Raw genomic sequence first — 18,363 nt, forward strand, 5'->3', positions numbered from 1 at the left:
CCTGGGCCGCCCCGGATGCATCCGGTCAATGCGGTTCTACCGCAACTGTTCCAGGATCGTCGGGTCCTTGATCTTGTCATCCTGCGCCAGTAGCAGGACCTTTGAGATGATCTCGGCCGTCTTCGGATCATTGTCCGCGAAGGGCAGGAACAACCTGCCGCGGTGCTGCGAGTGGACGGGTATGATGCACAGGCTGCCCCCGGGTTGCCGGTGGACTGTGCCGCTGCCCAGATGGACGTTGTAGTTTCCGATCTTCCCATCCACGAACGCATGCCGCTCCTGAAAGCGGACATTGCCGATCTTCATAAGCTGTAGCGTCTCCCGGAGAAGAGCCGTCCGCATCTCCACGGTCGAGGCAGTCGCCTCCGGATCCACTCCGCCCCGATGCGCCACGCTGACCATCAAGTCCAGATCACGCATCGCCTCGCTAAAAATGCGCGGGTCGATCTCGTCGAGCCGAATCGCCTTCCCGTCGCTCCTGCCCGTGAACACCACATGCTGAACCGTCAGTCCATCCACGTCGGCGGGTGTGAACCAGCCTTCCAGGAAGGTCACCCACACCGAAAGATTGTCGTGGTGAAAGGTCTTGCGCACGCCCTCATCGGGCACGTTCACCCAACCCCGCTTCCCCAACAGGCTCATGGCCTGCTTAGGATTCACCTGGTTGCCCTCGTACCGCCCGGACTGCTTCGCGGCGTCACGCTCGGCCTGTGTGGGGATATATAGTTCACGGAATGCCTGTTTGAATGGTTGGACCCGTTCCGCCTGCAGGCACTCCCTCTGCCGGTCAGGCCAGTGTCCACTGCTCAACAAATCAACCGGATGCGCAATCCGGAAAGGCCCTTGCGCCGCACCCAACTCCTCCTGCCACTGGATCTGGCCATCCTCACAGGCGAAGAGCAACGCGGCGACCATGGGGCGAAGCAGAGGATGCGCCGACAGCTCCTCCAACTCTTTGCCCGTGAACCGGTCTCCTCGAATCATCGCCTCTTCCAGCGACTGCCGCATCCGCGATGCCTGCTGTGCCAATTGCGTTCTTCTGGTCCGCAATTCAACGATGCCCGGCGATTTTCTGAGCGAGGCGGGCAGCTCCTTCAACGCCTTGCCGTTCTTCTCAAAGGTCAACTCGGGTTCGCCCGAAGGGTTTACAGAGAGGGTGGCGCTCACCTCCCCCACTGGCAATACCACGGGTCCGGCCTTCAGGTCGGCGATCGCCTCCGCCTCCATCGCCCAGGACAGGCGCTGCGGATCGGCGTAGCCCGCCACTCGCGCGAGATTCGTCAGCCCAATCGAATAGGCGAGCTTCTCACTTGCTTGCCGGAGCGCGCCGAACTGCTTGCTCTCTCGCAGAAACTCCTGCAGCACCACATAGCGGCTGAGCACTTCACTCCGCCTCTCGGCTTCGGGCGCCGGGAGTGGAATCAGCCCAAGAGCCCGCACCGCATCCTGGTGCCGCTTCGCGCGGATGAGTTCTGCCAATGCCCCGGATGCCACATTTCCATTCAGCGCATCCGCAAACAATTGCGCGCGTTTGTGGCCGGCTCCGCCCGACGCAAACTTCGCGGAGTCCACGATAAGCCGCCAGTCCTCATTCGAAAGCCTGCGCCGCATCCGGTGGAACCAGTCGACGTCCACGGCTCCATCCAGCAGTTCCTGCCGCGGCAGCGGCGTTCGTTCGCTCACCTCGGCGAACCACAGTTCACGGATCTCCGCCTCCACCGTCCACTGCGAGTCTTTCGTGTGCGCGTGCAGCCAATGGGCAGCGTCTTCCAGTCCGTCAATGCCGGTTGCCCGTTCCACAAAGGCGGCCCACTGCGGAGCATAGACAGCGAAGTCCACCAATCGCCTGCGGGAAACTCGCCTCCTGGCCGTGCACTTCTCGAAACTATCGGCAGTGTCGCCCTCCGCCGGAAGGCTCACCCGAAGCAGGTGGCTCAACACGACGGATTTACTCTCGTTGTCGACGCTGTAGCCCCTCGACAACGGATCCTTACCGAGCAGTTCCAGCAGTTCGGCCACCAGTTCAGCGCCATGGACACAGCCGATGCTCAGCGCCGCCGCACTCGCCGCCGTCGGCAGGTCGCCACGCTTCAGTTCGATTTCGAGGATGCGGTCACGGCAGCGGCCCGCGAAGACGCTCAATTCCGGATATTCAGCGGCCAGCTTGTGAGGTTTGCGCTTCGTGGAGCTCGCCAGATCATACGTGCCGTGGCCATGCCGTCCACGTCCACCCAGCAATTGCTCGTAGACATCCGCATCAGTGGCAACGCCGAGCTTGTGCGCGGCGAGTGTGACTTCCAATGCCGGGTATTGCCGGAAGTCCGCCGGCATGCCTTCATCGATCCAGCGCAGCAGTGTCCAGTACCGCCGCCAGAGGCCGGCGTCCCAGTATTCAGGATGCCGGACACGGCAGGACTCCAGCACGTTTGTCAGCAGGCTCAGGGGTGAGGTGCGCCAACTGGAGTTGTGATGTGTTTTGGCCACATCGGGATCATAGGTCTGCGAGACCCGATGCAGGTATGTTTCGACCGCGTCCAGGAGAAAGCCTGTCGATGGCTGGGAACAGGTCTCGATCGCCAGATACCACAGGGTGCTTCTCACCAGTTCCGGATACTTCAACCTCACACTCACCACCAGCTCGGCTGACAGGCTCTTCACCCACTCAGGGTCACGCTGGCTGGTGGCCAGCCCGGCCGTGCACAGTGCGCGGACCAGCTCCACCTCATCGACTCCGTCTGCTGTCTTCTGATCCGTCCACCACTCCGCCCATACCGGGCCCAACGGATACTCCCCGTCCGCCTGCAGCCAACGCAAATTCCCAAACAGTTCGTGGGTCTCTTCGCCGTCGTAGCGTTTCAAGGTAACTGGTGTTTCGCGATTCTGATCGATGAGCTCGTTGAGCGACTGTAGCAGCCTCTCCGATAGTTCGGATGAGAACTTGCCCGCAATTGCGTTCCGCGGGGCAACTGGCTTCGTTCTCTGCTCCGGGTCGAAAAGGCCCAAGCCATCCTGCAACGAAGCGGCCGGTACGCTCTTCGGCTCCAGTTCCGACCGGATCTCCTCTGCCGCCTTTCGCATCAGGCCATCAGTGGATCCGGAAAGGCGTTGAATACTCAGCCGGCAATCGGCAGTATTCTGTTTCAGCAGCAGCCGAATGAGGCCGCGCCGCAGGTCGGAGGCCTTCCGCGCCAACAATGGCTCCAGTTCCTCTGCTTCGCTGCCCGTCAATGTCGCGCTGTTCAGAATCTCAAACGCGGCCTGCCTCACTCCGTTACTGGGATCACCCAGCAGTGACAGCGCGAGTGACCGCTCATCCGCCGCCAGAGTCTGCCGCTGCTTGACCGCTTCCTGCATCGAAGCCAGCAGCGACCGCCGTCCGTCCGCATCCATGGCGGGCAAGTAAGGGGCGAGTTCGGCAAATGGACGGTCGCCTCGCTGAGCGATCATCCTGGCCGCGACATCAGCCTGCCTTGCCTTCATCCGGTTCCAATCCCAGACTGCCGGCGGCAGCGTCTGGTCAACAGGCACACGCGGAATCAGTTGCTGCAAATGGGCGAAGGTCTCGCCCGTGTCAGCTTCCGCGACATTCCAGCGCGAATACGCCGGGACAGTTGCCAGCGCCAGGATCGCCACCCTCAGGTCTGTGTCACGCAGGGCTTCCCGCAAGATTCGATTCGCGGGCAGGGTGCCCATCTGGGCCAGGAGATGAACAGCCGGGTAGCGCCTCTCGAATTCGGGTTCGAGCGCTATCCCGGCCGCGGTCTCAGTCGCCACGGTGACATCGTCGAATGCCTGCGCCCACAGCGCCAGGAAGAGTGCCTGCCCCTGGGCATGTTCGATTCGATCCTTTCGCACGCTCGCGTCCTCGAGATTCTCCAGCGTCTCCAGGATCAGGCCGTCGATAAGCTTGGTCTGCCCGGAATCGATCAGCAGCCCGAACCACACGGCGACGGCGCGCGCCACCGCCGCAAAACGGTTGAGCTTCTCGCGGGCGATCAGCCGCAGCATGCTGACGAAGGCATCGCGCTGCGCGAAGTCGATCGACTCCAACACGACTTGTCTCAATCCTTCCTGCCGCTGGGCCGCCAGCAGGAGCCGCTCCACGACAGCCCACCCCTCCGGCCTCGAACTCGAGAGCAGGGCCGTCACGGCATATCGGGCCGGCGCAGCAGTCTCGTGCTCGCCGTTCAGAATCTGAACCAGGGTGTCGTACGTCTGTGAGCGCGCTTCGTGTTCAGAATCGAGCAAGCCCCCCAGCAGGAGGCCCACCGCCTGCTCCGCGCCCCAGCCGAGGTGAGCGCCCCAAACTGTGAGGAACTCGAGATCACAGTGGTACTGAAGCGCCCGCCGGAGAAGATCGTCCAGCCAATTGATGCGGGTTTCGGATGTGTACTCCGGGTGCCGCGGCGCGCGGAATGCCCGGCGTGCATATCCCATCTGATACGGCAGTTTCTTCTGCAGTTGCCAACTGGCCTCGACATGCTCCGCGATCCCCGGGAACAGGGCGGAAAAAAGCTGAAGCCGGGCCCCGGTGGAAAGACCCTCGATCGCTCGCCGCTCCTGCTTGATCTGTGGTCCGCGCTCATCGTCCCAGGCGCTGGTCAGGCCGTCCTGGAAGGCGAACCCGATCGTCGCAAGCTCTACCGGCAGTGCAGCCAGGCGGATCCGCAACTCCTCGGCGCCCTTCGGATTCTCAAACCGCTGCAGTTGCTCCGCTAACTCTTCCGGTGTCGGCATCTACCCTCCCACCAAGGCGGTCAGCCGGACAATCAGGACCTCCCTGATGTCATGGAGCGGGTGCTCCAGGTGCTCCACCTGAAGATCGTTGACGAACAGAAAGAAAAGGCCGTCCCGAAACGCGGTGATTGCGCTCTCGATGGACTTCTCGGCGTCCGGTATCCGGTCATCTGGTTCCTGCCCGCCGGAGGCAATCCTGCCGGATTCGCGGCCGCTTTCCAGCTCACGTTCCGTCAGAATCTTCAGCAATCCGCCCTCGCGTTTTCGCTCCGCAAACGCCGCCAATTGCTGGCGGACGATGGCCGAGAGCAGCTCACGGGCGGTCTGAATCGGTACCTCTGTCTCCAACTCCAGGGGGGTCAGTGCCGGCCCACGGCGTCCGGCGACTTTCGCCTGTATCGTGATGCGTGTCAAGCTTTTCCATCATAGCCTCAGCGGCTCGGCCGCGCCCATGCCCAGCGTTCGGGGTTCCCATCGACCCGCCTCCTTCGTTCAGATACTCCCTGCAAATTCGCACCGGGGAAACCGATAACTCGTCATCCAATCCGTCGGAACCAGTGGCTATATCGCCATGCAACAGGGACACGCAGGCAACAGTCGCGCCACGTGGGAGATCCGCTCAGCGGATCGGGGCGGAACTACGGCGTAGCGGGAGCTCTGGCAGATTTGTGATTGACTAAGATTGGGGCGGGTATGCCCAGGAGGGAAACGGAAAGCCGATGGGATCCGTAGTTTAGAAAATTGGTGGCCAGGGACGGACTTGAACCGCCGACGCCGGCCTTTTCAGGGCCAGCGTCAATCAGCCGCATCTCGTTGATGCCTTGGATTTTCATCCTTACTTCTTGCCCTTTTTCCGTGCACTTATTGGAACAGTAATGGAACAGCTTCTGGAACAGATCAGTTGACGGTTGAGGACGGCTGCATGAGCCGTCCCATATTCTCTACTGCCCGGTGCTGGCTGGCCGGGGTGTGTTGTTGGTAGATCTCCAGGGTGGTGGCCACCCTGCTATGTCGCATCAGGGCTTGGGCGTCCTTGGGGTCTGCGCCAGATATCTTCAACCAGGTGGCGTAGGACCTCCTGAGTACTTGCCAGTTCACCCAATCGAGCCCAAGTTTCCTGGCGGCAGGTTTGATATGCCGCGTGAGGACATTGTTGTCCCTCATAGGCAGCCCGTCCTCCAAGGACTGAAACACTAAATCAGCCGGTCCATGCGACTTCACCACTCTGTAGTGGCGCGTGGCACGTCCGGCTTTCACGCGCACGGTCAGTAGCTTTAATCGATGCAGCCGTTCAATCACCTCACGACCAACCGGGATTGTGGCAGCACTGGCATTACTCTTTGGTTCGCTCCAGTCGCCACGGTAGTATCGTTCGTCAACTCTGATGCAGTCCTCCCCGAGATCATTCCAATGGAGGCCGATCAACTCACTCGGTCTTAATCCAGTCAGTCCTGCCGTAAAGACCATCGTGGCGTAGGGCTCCGGTAACTCGGTCACAAGCTTAGTGAACTCCTCCGGTGTCAAGTAATGCTTCGCTGCCCTTCGCTGCTTGGGCTTTGGCAATCGAACACCTTCAACCGGATTCTTGGTCAGCATCCCACAGCGGATGGCCTCTCCGAGTATCGCCGACAGCACGTCTCGAATCTTGTCCACAGACTCATGCTGTAACGATCTTTGTGCAAACCCGGCGAAGTAGCGCTGAACCGCGGCTGGGGTGATATCCCTCAGTGCCACGCCACCGAATGTGGGGAGCAGATGATTGCGCAGGACTGACTCGTACCTCTCTTTGGTGCTTGCGGCAAGAGTTGGGACGACTCCGGCTCTATACGCATCGTTCACGAAGGTCATGAACAGCGTTGCGGAACCGAACGATTCAAGGCCTTGATTCATTGGCCTGAGCAACTCCGCTGCCAGCTTCTTCGCCTCACGCTGAGGCATGGTTGCTGGGCCGAGCTTGTCTCTCGTCCGAATCCTCCTCCTCCTTCCGTTCTCGATCACATCACGCCAGTAGATCAGGTACCACCAGCGGCCCTCACGTTTTGGCTCTGGGTCTTGGAATCTCCGACGGGCCATTCTTTCGAGTTCTCCTCGTTTGAATAGCCCGGTGTAGCTCGCCTCGCCGCACAGCCTATCACGGTCCGTCTGATCCTTGAGTACTGCATCCCCCCGTACCTTTTCGCTTGCCTCCATGGCCCGGCCCTTTTCATCGACCGTGGCAGATGCAACCGGCCTTGACTGCATTTCCGCGTTCCGGTCACCCGCCTTGACCTCCGCGGTCAACGCTCCGGAAGCGACGGGGGCACCGGACTGAATCGCTTGGGGCGCCGTCGTGCTCGGCACCGTCGCAACCGCCAGACGAGCGCACATTTCTGCGGCCCAGCCTTCGATCGTTACTGAGGCAGTCAGTGAGCTGGAGGAAATGATGTCGCCGGACTGAATCACCTGGGACGAGGTCGTGATCGGTACCGACGCCGCGGCCGGAGCAGGTCCCAGTCCGAGTCCGAGGCCTAGGCCGAGCAGAAGGGTCCGGGCATACGACCCACACCATGCGGCGCCGGGCCAAACCCAGTAATCCAGCCCGCATGAGGCGTAGGCGTCTAAGTAAAAGGAAGGCGCCCAAAGGTAGCAGCCGGCGAGAGGGCAGACTAGATGGAACCCCAGCCACGCGACTTCTGCTAGAGCAAAGGCCCAGACAGTGGAGCGAATAGCCGATTCGAGATTCACGAACATTCAACAGCCTCCCTTCCGTCAGCTTCCTGGGCAGGCTTGGCATCCATATTTCGCCTTCCATCCTCCTCAGCAACTAAACTGCTGCAATTCTCGCAACCGCTCCATAATCCCGGCCAGACGGAACCTGTCCCCAAACAGCCAAATGACGTGGGAGTTTCTAGCCATGACCCAAACCCCGATTGCCAGGCCGAGCAAGAACCTGGATTGCGGCGAGTCGATTGTCGATTCGCCGGGCCAGAGAGCCGGACGTTCGGACGCATCCGGACGCAGTTCTCCCATCCCGCCTTCCTCCCCCTTCCTCTAGCGAAGAAGAAGAAGGATATAGAAAAACTGCGTCCGAATGCGTCCGAACGTCCGGATGCTTCGGTTACCCCAGGCGTGCATCCAGAAGTCAAGGCTCGGCGAACTGAATTCGACCGGCGACTAGAGAATTCCGCGATCTTCAACTGGGCCTCCGCAAGAGCGAGATTCTGCGCTCACGTTGGCGCCCCGTGTCGCGCGTGAACACAACATCCACTCCGCTCATCCGGAGGACATGCGCAATGCGATGCAGGTGCACCGATACACTGTGAGGCGTTGTGGGCCACGACTGAGATCGCAACTCTGGCTCACTCGCACCGCGCTGGAGTTCGCGGAGAAGTTCGGATGCTGTGCCCACCCATGGCGCAAGACCCAGAATCGTGCGGCCGATGGGAGAAGAATCAAGCGAAAAATCATTCGCTTCCCGTCGATTCCCCTCCAAAAGCGCGGGAAACCTGTCTGGATCGTCCATGAAACCGATTGTCGCCGGATACACATTGGAGGCGAAATCCGCCATTCTCGGTAACTCTTTGAGTGTCATCCACTCGCGAGCGTCTAGTCCATTGGCCATTACCTGCAGCAACCACCCGCGAATGCCTGGGAGCGCAGCATGGAATTCCTGAAGTAACTGCCGTTCTGTCTGGCGCCGCTCTGAGGAAACCGGAGGAAGGTCAACGATGATTGAGCGGTCCATGAGGTCAGGTCGCGTAATGATATCTGTTACGCCATTCAGAATCACAGGCCGTCTGGTGTTGAAAATAACCTCATCAGCATCTGTATACAGCTTGCGTGTGCTGAAGCCGCCGCCGGTTGCCAAACGACAGAGACAGTCTGAAATCCACTCAGGTAGGGCCCCCACATTGTCGTAGGCCGAGATCCAAGCATTCTTGGCGCTAATGATCAGCTCTTGTTCCGATCTCGGAATCCCTCGAATGCTGGCGACGTTGGGATCCAGAATCTCCCTGAGCATCCGCGTAAGTGTAGACTTTCCTGAGCCGGGCTCCGAATACACACCTAGGATTGGGTGCGGCCCCGATGGAGACATTGCGCCCAACATCCAGCTTACGATCAGGTCAAACTGATCCCGATTCCTGAGATTGAGTACCCCCCTCAGCCGCTCTCCTCCTGAATCATCCGATACGGGCACCGGCAATTCGAGCATGCCGGGCTCGCGGCGGAATTTCACAGGGCACCTAGTGACGACTCGGTAGCCCGTCTTGTCGATTTCAATGGCCTCCCATCGTGGATTGACGAGGTCGTGATATACCTTGCCATCCATCTCGCCCACGCGACAGAACACAGGCATTCGTGAGCCACGACTCATGGCAGTCGTCTCGATCGCCATCACAACCTCATCGACCGCAGGCCCGCCGATCGAGCCGCCGATCTCACAACGGGCTACAGCATGCAGCTGTCGTCGAAACGCGGAAGTGTGTATCAAATAGGTCTCATCGTGTTCCGAGACCGGCAATGTGATGCATGGTTCGCCCATTTCGGACAAGAAGAGTTCATACTTCTCCATCTTCTGAATGAGCTTGCCGACCGTTGATTTTTGGGTATTATGTATTTGAAGCACCTGAACCATCCATTCCGCCCTGGGGGGCCGCAATCCCCCTGGGGCTCATCAGTTATCGAATCCCTGCCACTAGCACAGCCCGAACGAACCTGTAGAAGCGCTGATAGAGCACCCACTGGATGCGCCTCAGCACTCCCTGGCGGTGCCTGAATCGACAACGCAGTCCCTGCCACAGGTCTTCAAGATCACAATTGGGAACTTCCACGCTCATACCTCCCAGAGACCATGATGAAGGATGGAAATGGGGTAATCGGGATAAAAATAGATACAGTTAAGGGGGAACGTTAGATACGGCAGCCGATTGGAATGGAGCTTGGCTCAGTGCTCAAGCGGGGTTTGTCGATTTGGCCGCATGTCGCAGCTTAGCGCGGTCTTTCTTGATCGCGTCTACTGTGACGTCATTGAACCGGGCAGTCAGCGCTCGAGCGTAAAACTTAGGTTTGAATTCACCCCTCAGGAGAGCATTCTCCTCCCCCAGCGTAAGAATGCCCCAGATCCTGGCATTCGGCAAAGCGTTCTTGAGACTCTCGAGCGTGGCGTACTTCTTAATCAATACTGCAATTTGGGCCAGCTCCCCTCGGAGTTGTTCTTCAAGCTCAATGCGCTTTCGGCTCATCACCAAGTCCGGTCCACGTTCTCTCTTCTTGAGCCCAATCTTCCCATCCTGGCTTTGGCTGATCGGGAGTTGGTCGACCGCCTCCACGCTCTCGTTGAAACATGAGTTTTGAGCGAAAGGGCGCTGGTCGAGCACGCCGCCACTAATCGAACCAGTGTGGTTCAGAGGCGCAAGCATCAAGTTGACTGTCCTAACGATTCGCCTTACGTTGCTTGGCCTCGGATGGAGGGACTCCACTTCGTCGACGAATTCCTTTAGTTCCTTGTCGCTGGGGTGCAATTGGGCAAGCTGGTGCGTAGATCGGACCAATTCCGAATGGGCCTCAACAATTTCACGCTCCGAGTCCCTCGCAGTGCTAATGTCGGGTCCACCCAGTGACTTTGTGGCGCTATCGAAACGTTGGCGCTGGGTCTCCAGTACGAGGAGACATTTCGCAATAGCCGATAGAATCGACTGTTCTTCGGAGGCCGGATTCATGTCACACCCCAAAAGCGGACAGAGCAGAGGGTGACCTCCGTCGTCAGCTGGAACTCCAATACCGCACGGGTAAGGTCCATGCAGGCCGGAACCTCGACCAGAATATCACGGGGTTCCGGAATCGATGACGTCACTCTCAACGCCCAAGCAGTCTAGGTAGCGTTAGATTTCCGCTAGCCTCCCAAGCTCAGACGAAGGAGGCGCAGTCTTCAAATAAGCCTTCGCGTTTATTCTCTAAACTCGCCGATACGACCCTCCCACTCGTCGAATCGTGAGAGCGTGCCTGGCCAGCTGCAATCGAGCTAGAGCTAATCATCCAACTGCCAGTATTCGACATACTCGCAGCTGTCGAGACACAGCCTCAATCGCCTCTGCACCTCTCTCGACTGGTTCCCAACGACCGCCAGGACTCCCCGGACCACAGGAAGTTTAACAAATGGCATCAGTCCCAGAGCCATTGGTGGGAGAAGTCCCAACACCACCTTCTGCCTCACAAGTCGGTCCAGGTCGGGCACGATGGACTCCGCCACAGCGTGGAACGTGTCGCGATAGACGGCGGCCTGAAATGGGCCGCAGTAGACGCCCTCGCTGTTGGACGCGTGCTTGAGTTCAATGCAGAGGATCTCCCCTCGATGATTCACGGCGAGGAGGTCCAGTTCGTTGCCGACGGCCTTTGGCTTGGCCCACCTCCGGGGCTGCCGGTCGATGAGCGATTCGAGGGCCGCAGCGTGGCGTCCGACGATCGGGCCGACGGTGTCATTGAGCTCTGCACCGGAGTCAAACCCGACGACGGCTTGACGATCGATGACCAACCACTCCTTGTCAGCCCTCCAGCCGCGGCCGTGGGTGTAGGCCAGCTGATTCTCCCAGAAACCCTCTTTCCGGTTCTGGTAGTAGGAGCGTCCCACGCAGGCCGCGAGAGTTGGAAGTACCCTACAGAGTTGCCGGCTTAGGTCTTCGGCTTCGTCAATCCGCCATCTTCCTCGTAGTTTCGAGTCCAATTTGGCGACCTCCGACTCGTAGGAGCCGAAGTCGAGTTGCAGGAGCTCTCCGCTCTTGCCGGTCTTTATTCGAAGCAACGATGTGTTCCCATGGTAGACCTGCAGCACCCCACCCTTGCGCAGTTGGACATCGAGCGCACACGGGTCGTTGGGGATGCAGGTGAGAATTGGACCGAGCAGGGTGGTTGGAACCTCCTTCTCGATCCAGAGACGGAATGCCGCGTCAGTAAGTCCCCTGTCTAGTCTCGCCATTTCGGCCTCCTCTGCAGAACTCGTCGGGTTACCGAGGTCAGTACTCCAACCCGACGTCGGCTGTGACTGTCTTCGAGGAGACGAGGGAGAAGGAATTGCTAAGTGCGACAACATATGTCCCCGACTGCCGAATGGGGACGCGCAGCTTGGCATTGGTCGTCTTGCCCGACGTGTAGAGGAGGGTCGCCGGGTGGCCGTTGATCCAGTTCTCATACTCTCCCATCTCAGCCACCACGACCTCGATGTCGTTGCCCATTCCTCCACTTGCGCGAATTGAACCGGCGAGAACCGGCTCCTTCATCCTTGATTCGTCAACTTCAAACGTCGCGTGCCGGTATTGAGAGGGTTGCACGACGATGTTCCCACCCAGCAACAGGTGCCGAGTCGGAGGGCGGTTCCATGAGGCGCTGATCCTACTCCACGCATTCCCCAGCACAAGAATCGAGATTGACACTAGGACGGTGAAGACGAGGGACTTGATGAGTATGCTGCTCCACGTCGGGCTCTTGGGCGGGCTCGGCGCGGGTCTTAGCTCCGCGCGGACCTGTCTTCGGTAGTCCTCCTCGACAATACGTCGTCGTTCTTCCTCGAGGATCTCTTGCTTGCGGTCTTCTGGCAACTGGGTTTGCATCGAAATGGCTCGGCATTACATCGGCGGAATGAAACCATTTCTGTATGTCGCGACAATCCTGTTCTTGTCGACTGCAGCCGGCTACTACGGCTACTACAGCCGAAGGACTGGCGGGGCAGGGCCGAGCCGCAGAGGTCGGACTTCGAATGGTCGGGGGGACCTATTAGTGAGGCGTTGACCAGCTCAGATTGCCCGCCCTCTTGGTCTCCCGCACAGCAGAGGCTTGACAGGCGGCCTGGCAAGAGAGGCGGATCGGTCGATGTAAGGCCGTTTGAACTAAGCCGCTCGCGCGGCGGACGCTACGCGTATCCAGGGTTCGAGACCCCGCTTAGCGAGCGAATTCGTCATCGTGTGCGGTGATCGCTTCTTCGATAGTGTCGAAGCTGCCGGCGCGGGCATCGGGCGGTTGCTCTACGAACAACTCGATGTGTTGCTCGTCCAGAGTGGCAATGCGTGCAGGATCCAGTGGCAGCTGATAGAAGTCTGCACTCTGTACGGAGTACTTCCCGGTTCCGAGAGATCGGAAGCACCGATACCGGATCGCCGTGCGCTCGTCTACGCGTTTCCATACTTCGATCGAGGTGAACATTCGGTAATGTGTGGGTCACAAGGAGGTCCCTGTGACCCGTCTTCGAAAGCTGATGCTGGACGAACTCCAGCGTCGTAACTACTCTCAGAATACCGTGCGGTCGTACATCCACGCGGTCGAGGATTTCGCAAAATACTTTAATCGCCCGCCGGATCAGTTGGGGCCAGATCACATCCGCGAATACCAAGTCTATCTCTTTCGGGAACGCAAGCTCTCGGCGGGTACGATCGAAGGGTATAGCGCCGCTCTCCGGTTCCTCTTCGTGAAGACCTTGAGACGGCCTTACTTGTCTGACCACATCCCGTTTCCAAAGCAGCACCGGCGACTGCCGACAGTGCTGAGCCAGGAAGAGGTCCAGCGACTTATCGAGTCGAGCAAGAACCTGATGCACCGCGCCATGCTCATGACGCTGTATGCAACCGGCGTGCGCCGCGCCGAGCTCTGCCGGCTGAAAGTGGCCGATATAGACAGTGACCGGATGCTCGTTCACGTCCAGCAGGGAAAGGGCGGCCGCGATCGCGATCTCCCGCTTAGCCCCAAACTGCTGGAGACCCTGCGCGAGTATTGGCGTTGGATAAAGCCGAAAACCTATTTGTTCCCCGGCATGGTGAAGAATTGGCGTGCAGACGTGCCTATCACCGAGAAAATGGTCTGGGCTGCGGTCGCCGCTGCGGCGGAACGCGCTGGGATCACCAAACGAGTTTCGCCCCATACCTTGCGGCACAGTTTTGCTACACACCTGCTGGAAGCAGGCTCCGACCTGCGCACAATCCAGGTCTTGCTTGGACATGCCAAGCTCGCCGATACGACGGTATACCTGCATCTGTCCCGACGTCACTTACAAGCCGTTGCTAGTCCGTTGGAGTCCATCCAGCTGTCCAACCCGGATCAAGTGAGCCGCTCCAGAAAACGCATTAAGAAATGAGGCCGCCACCCATCGAGGTGGCCGACATCATCCGCAGCGCAGGGAACAATTTCATCGACAAGAATCATGGCTGGCTAACGTGGCAGCACCTCAAAGTACTCCGCGCGATCGAGCGCTGCCGCACAGCAGCCCTGGGAGGCCACATCGATCATTGCCCGCGCTGTGGGCATCATGCCATCTCGTACAACTCATGCCGCAATCGCCACTGTCCAAAGTGCCAGACGAATGCACGGAACAAGTGGCTCGCTGAGCGCTCCGAGGAACTGCTCCCAGTTCCTTACTTCCATGTGGTCTTCACGCTGCCACAGGAACTGTCCGACTTGGGGTTGCAGAACAAGCAGGTGTTGTACAGCCTGCTGTTCCGCGCCAGTTCGGAAACATTGCTGGAGGTCGCTTCCGATCCAAAGCATCTTGGCGCCGATATCGGCTTCCTGAGCGTGCTGCACACGTGGGGGCAGAACCTCTTGCATCACCCCCATGTCCACTGCGTCATACCGGCTGGCGGGATCGCCAGCAATCGAGCGGCGTGGATCTCCACGGGTTCCCGATTCTTCCTTCCTGTAAAGGTGCTCAGTCGAGTCTTCCGAGGCAAGTTCGTCGCCGCACTGAAGCGTGCGTTCCGACGCGGCGAGCTCGATTTTCACGGGAAGCTCGGGCAGTTCTCTGACCCGAAAGTATTCCGCCGCTTTCTCCGCCAGTTGTTTCGGCAGGATTGGGTGGTCTACGCCAAACGACCTTTCGGCGGACCTGAACACGTCCTGCACTACCTCGCACGTTATACCCATCGCGTGGCAATCTCCAACCATCGGCTAATCTCGTTTGCCGATGGCAAGGTTACATTTCGCTGGAAGGACTACGCACACGGCAGCAAGAAGAGGGCGATGACGGTCACGGAGGAGGAGTTTCTCCGCCGCTTCCTGCTCCATGTACTACCCCGAGGATTCGTCCGGATCCGGCACTTCGGATTCCTGGCAAATCGCCGACGTTCTGAGTCCGTCCACTTATGCCGGCAATTGATCGGCGTTGCCCCACCGCAATCAGCAGACGCAAGTCGACCAAACCCAACCGCCCCGACCACGTGGTCCTGCCCTCTCTGCGCTGGCCCGATGACGATCTCAGAGAGGTTGTCCGCTCAACAGATCCGAAGACGGCGCGCTGATCTGGAAGCCTTTGCAGACACCTCGTAGTTGCCCCTCACCGCTGTCCAACAATGAACGCCCCTCGGCGCGAACCGGTGAGGTGTCTTCCAGCGAGGCGATAACCACGTCGTCTCCCTGTCGAACCATGGGCGCTCGTCGTGAAATCCCCACCGTCCCTGCGTCCGAAACCGCTATTTCGCTTCGCTCGCCGGTCCTCACGCCACCGCCGCAGTACCAAACCAGCGATCAAATCCCATAGGTGCCGCGCCCGCCGCAAACGCGAGCGTCTCAGTTCAAACGGCCCTATCGAAACTGCCCCGGCGTTGAAGATTGCGTCACTACTCGGGACTCATCGCGCCGGGGCAGTCCCGATAGGGACCTATCGTTTGTCGAGACTGACTTCCCAGAACGGGACTTCGGGACAGTGTCCGACGACAATCGGTGGAACGGGCGTTACGCGGCAACTTGACTGGCCGCCTGGCCGCCCAACTTCCGAGTGGCGCGGGATCGATCCGCAACCGCGCGGCTCGCTCTACACTATGCGACTTATCCGACCTATGTCCCCGAACACTTCGTTTAGCGGTCGCCCTCATGTTCGTTAGTCTTGGAGTGAATTGAAATCCAACTGCAGACTGGATGCGGAACCGTCATCGCCTCGAGGTGGACGCGAACGCGTTCTAATGCCCGCCAGACGAGCCCAAGCGCGCAGGTGTTTACCGGTTGAGTGCACAGTCCCTGACGCCCATTCAGCACCGTGCGCTTTGCAGATAACCTCGCCGACCGTCGCCGGGTTCGCAGCGGAATCTTCCTCGATCAGTTCGAGCGCTGCCTTGCAACCCTTCTTGGCCTCGATCATGGTGCGAAGGCAAGACTGGTCAAGCTCCCCGTCGCGGATCAACTCAGGTCGGACGAGCCTAAAAGAACCTTCTGCCGTAAATTCGACCGCCCCGAGCAGAAGAAGATCGCGCAATGCATCCGTCCTTCCAAGTTCAGTTGGTTTGCCGCCAACTTGACAGCCTGACGCGATTCGGCGCAACAACGCGATGCTCGGACCAGGCGGCCGTTGTGGGAACACTCCCCTCGTGCGTATGGGCGGGCGGACGCCAAACATTTTGGGTGCTTCCGAATGGTCGCCTTCCGCCGCAAGCATCGCAACCTGACCGATTGTCGTAACAAGGCCAGCGTACTCAAACCACAACACGAAGGCTCGCGCATAAACCAGCCAAGTAGTGGCGGCCACAGAAACTGCCGGAAAGGTACTCGGGAGTTCGCGCGCATATTCTGCAAATGACAAGCTGCTGTCGGCCCGCTCAGCCAAGCGAACGAAAGCGCTGAAAGCGCGATGCCGCCGCAGCGCCGTTGCGACTCTCCTGCGGACTGCATTCTCACGATCTGCGGCATTCCACAGATCTTCAGGGAAGCGTACACGGTTCGGTTCGTATGCGGTGACACCAAGCAACCGGAGCTCACGAGCGAGGTTGAATATGGCGTTCTCACTTGTATTTAAGGCCTCAGCAACCTCCGGTACACCAGCGTCGCCGTCACGTTCGGCGACAGCTGCGAGCAGTCGGGCGACAGCACGCGGTGATTGCCTGAGAATGTAGCTGTCCTCGATGGGCACGCGCCCGGTCGTCAGAAAGTCCCGGAAAATGTCCCAGTACGTGTCTAGTCTCTCGCCAACTTGTACAATTAGTCGCCGGTCGATCAGGGACTGAACGATGGGCGCTGAGGCGCGCTCCATCACTTCGCTCGCAGCGACCGGGGCGAATCGGGCAACAAACCGTAGGGCCTCCTGCTCCGTCGGTTGCAACTCGGCCAAATCAGCCTCGAATAGGTTTTGTACGTTCAAGGCATCTGCTAGCAGCCGTTCCTGCGTGGCGCCCGAGTCAATCTCACGAATCAAGTGACTTGCCAACTTCTTCACGAGCCAAGGCAGCCCACCCGAGTACTCGCGCAATCGTTGGCGAAGATCCGGAAGTAGTTTTTGGCCTATCCGCTTCTCCAACCGACGGAGAAGTGTCTCGACTTCACGAGCGCCAAGGGGGGCGAGCGTCAAAACGTTCGCATTTGCCCGAATCTCATCACGGAGTTGATATGGGTGTCCCTCAGTCCAACCCACTAGATCGGTCTTCCAAGCGAACCCGATGATCAGTCGGCCGGCCGTTTCTCGAACGCCCAATGCAAGGTCTCTGAAGTCGCGAGTGAGAACTGCATCGCGGAAAACATTTTCGAACTGGTCGAAGAAAACAACAAGCGGGCCACGCTCTTCCGCCCATTCTGCGGAACTGATGGATCGAAGACTACTACCCAGCGTCGCCCATGAGTTCTCGCCGCGGAGTTTCAAGAGGCCGCCACTCTGCGATTCCAAAGCGGCTCGCCTGAGAACGGCAGTCAGATAGTTGCCCGGCGACGCGGTCCTTGAATCGACGATCATCGCATGCCCCTTCAGGTCTTCAACCAGTTGGCGTAGCTTCAACGCAAGGGAACTCTTCCCCCATCCCGATTGCGCATTAAGTACAATCACGCGTGTCCGCTGGTCGATTAGAGAAGAAAGCTCTGCGACTAAGTTCTGACGGCCGATGAAGAAGCGCGGCGAGGCAGGCAACTGATACTCGAAATCTTCAGTACTGCCGGCGACAGTTACAATCAGCGGCTCTGCATCCGCTGACCGCGGTCGGGCTGCGACACTCGCGAACTCACTTGCCACATCGTGGACGGGCAAACCTCCCCCATAATCCTGATGTGCGGTAAGCAGTTTCTTTACGGGATCGGGTACCGGTTGGGTTCCCCAAGCTAGCACCCGTAATCCCGTACGTTGTAGTGGTTCGAGTTCAATGACCGCACTGTATACACCGTGCTCCGAGACAACGACAGCGGGATCGCTGGTGACGCCAAGATCGCGTGGGGGTGGGACGACAACGCCGAGCTCGGTGAGGGCGTCAACAACGTCTTGCGCGATAAGCGACTTAAATCGCAGGTCACGGTTCATGATGTGCTTCGATTGCTCCGTCGCCTCCCCGGTGAGCCTTGGCAGCGCCACAAAGAAGCCCTGCGTGTCTGGTTCATTGAACCTTGCAACACTGAGCTTTCCATAGAACGCTGCCACTTGCTCAGCTGCTACGGCATTGCTGTAGGCTTTGCACTCCACAATCGCTGGATGCCCTGTGAGTTTGTGACGAACCTGCAAATCGAGTTCAATGCCTCGTGCGGTTACTCGCAAGTTGTCCGTTCGGGGCTCGGAATACCCATAGCGTTCGAGCAATCGTCCGACAAAATCCTCGAAAAGATGACCCGCAGCATGTGATACTGCGCCCGGAGAATCGCCCTCAGCCAGAATCAGTACTCGAGGATCAGATACCTGAATGATATTCATGAAAGATAGACCTCGTC

The 18,363-nt window shown here is 59.1% G+C and carries 11 protein-coding genes; 2 read left to right on the forward strand and 9 right to left on the reverse strand.

The window, feature by feature from the left end:
- Positions 1-36: 36 nt before the first annotated feature.
- The 8 genes from ACR9Y2_RS34820 to ACR9Y2_RS34855 all read right to left on the reverse strand — a co-directional run bounded on the left by ACR9Y2_RS34820 (position 37) and on the right by ACR9Y2_RS34855 (position 12,909).
- On the reverse strand, positions 37-4,737 hold the full coding sequence (locus ACR9Y2_RS34820) for a DUF5724 domain-containing protein (RefSeq protein ID WP_435046516.1): 4,701 nt from the start codon (positions 4,735-4,737) through the stop codon (positions 37-39).
- On the reverse strand, positions 4,738-5,151 hold the full coding sequence (locus ACR9Y2_RS34825) for a hypothetical protein (RefSeq protein WP_435046517.1): 414 nt from the start codon (positions 5,149-5,151) through the stop codon (positions 4,738-4,740).
- A gap of 483 nt (positions 5,152-5,634) precedes the next feature.
- A complete protein-coding gene (locus ACR9Y2_RS34830) occupies positions 5,635-7,467 on the reverse strand; it encodes a tyrosine-type recombinase/integrase (RefSeq protein ID WP_435046518.1) in 1,833 nt (610 codons plus the stop codon).
- Positions 7,468-7,909: 442 nt separating this feature from the next.
- On the reverse strand, positions 7,910-9,352 hold the full coding sequence (locus ACR9Y2_RS34835; protein ID WP_435046519.1) for a hypothetical protein: 1,443 nt from the start codon (positions 9,350-9,352) through the stop codon (positions 7,910-7,912).
- Positions 9,353-9,668: 316 nt separating this feature from the next.
- On the reverse strand, positions 9,669-10,136 hold the full coding sequence (locus tag ACR9Y2_RS34840; protein ID WP_435046520.1) for a hypothetical protein: 468 nt from the start codon (positions 10,134-10,136) through the stop codon (positions 9,669-9,671).
- 608 nt (positions 10,137-10,744) lie between these two features.
- The gene (locus tag ACR9Y2_RS34845) at positions 10,745-11,689 is read right to left on the reverse strand and encodes a hypothetical protein (RefSeq protein WP_435046521.1); all 945 of its coding nucleotides are present in this window, start codon (positions 11,687-11,689) and stop codon (positions 10,745-10,747) included.
- Between the two features lie 37 nt (positions 11,690-11,726).
- Positions 11,727-12,320: a hypothetical protein gene (locus ACR9Y2_RS34850; RefSeq protein WP_435046522.1), complete on the reverse strand. Its 594-nt coding sequence runs from the start codon at positions 12,318-12,320 to the stop codon at positions 11,727-11,729.
- Positions 12,321-12,648: 328 nt separating this feature from the next.
- Entirely contained in the window at positions 12,649-12,909 is a 261-nt protein-coding gene (locus ACR9Y2_RS34855) for a hypothetical protein (RefSeq protein WP_435046523.1), read from the reverse strand.
- 31 nt (positions 12,910-12,940) lie between these two features.
- On the opposite strand from ACR9Y2_RS34855, the gene ACR9Y2_RS34860 reads away from it, so the two are divergent.
- Positions 12,941-13,834, forward strand: coding sequence for a tyrosine-type recombinase/integrase (locus tag ACR9Y2_RS34860; protein ID WP_435046524.1), 894 nt, complete (start codon positions 12,941-12,943; stop codon positions 13,832-13,834).
- Positions 13,831-15,021 carry an IS91 family transposase gene (locus tag ACR9Y2_RS34865; RefSeq protein WP_435046525.1) on the forward strand — a complete coding sequence of 397 codons (1,191 nt, stop codon included), beginning with the start codon at positions 13,831-13,833 and terminating at the stop codon, positions 15,019-15,021. Before ACR9Y2_RS34860 ends, ACR9Y2_RS34865 begins: the two co-directional genes overlap by 4 nt.
- Positions 15,022-15,571: 550 nt before the next feature.
- On the opposite strand, the gene ACR9Y2_RS34870 is transcribed toward ACR9Y2_RS34865, so the two are convergent.
- Positions 15,572-18,346 carry an nSTAND1 domain-containing NTPase gene (locus tag ACR9Y2_RS34870; RefSeq protein WP_435046526.1) on the reverse strand — a complete coding sequence of 925 codons (2,775 nt, stop codon included), beginning with the start codon at positions 18,344-18,346 and terminating at the stop codon, positions 15,572-15,574.
- Positions 18,347-18,363 lie beyond the last annotated feature (17 nt).

Origin of the sequence: Paludibaculum fermentans, assembly GCF_051172195.1 — a bacterium.
Lineage (GTDB): Bacteria > Acidobacteriota > Terriglobia > Bryobacterales > Bryobacteraceae > Paludibaculum > Paludibaculum fermentans_A.

Bases quoted from the DNA above. Each gene is read 5' to 3' on its own strand.
- ACR9Y2_RS34855 (WP_435046523.1), bottom strand. From the start codon at position 12,909: ATGTTCACCTCGATCGAAGTATGGAAACGCGTAGACGAGCGCACGGCG.
- ACR9Y2_RS34835 (WP_435046519.1), bottom strand. From the start codon at position 9,352: ATGGTTCAGGTGCTTCAAATACATAATACCCAAAAATCAACGGTCGGC.
- ACR9Y2_RS34820 (WP_435046516.1), bottom strand. From the start codon at position 4,737: ATGCCGACACCGGAAGAGTTAGCGGAGCAACTGCAGCGGTTTGAGAAT.
- ACR9Y2_RS34840 (WP_435046520.1), bottom strand. From the start codon at position 10,136: ATGCTTGCGCCTCTGAACCACACTGGTTCGATTAGTGGCGGCGTGCTC.
- ACR9Y2_RS34870 (WP_435046526.1), bottom strand. From the start codon at position 18,346: ATGAATATCATTCAGGTATCTGATCCTCGAGTACTGATTCTGGCTGAG.
- ACR9Y2_RS34845 (WP_435046521.1), bottom strand. From the start codon at position 11,689: ATGGCGAGACTAGACAGGGGACTTACTGACGCGGCATTCCGTCTCTGG.
- ACR9Y2_RS34830 (WP_435046518.1), bottom strand. From the start codon at position 7,467: ATGTTCGTGAATCTCGAATCGGCTATTCGCTCCACTGTCTGGGCCTTT.
- ACR9Y2_RS34865 (WP_435046525.1), top strand. From the start codon at position 13,831: ATGAGGCCGCCACCCATCGAGGTGGCCGACATCATCCGCAGCGCAGGG.
- ACR9Y2_RS34850 (WP_435046522.1), bottom strand. From the start codon at position 12,320: ATGCAAACCCAGTTGCCAGAAGACCGCAAGCAAGAGATCCTCGAGGAA.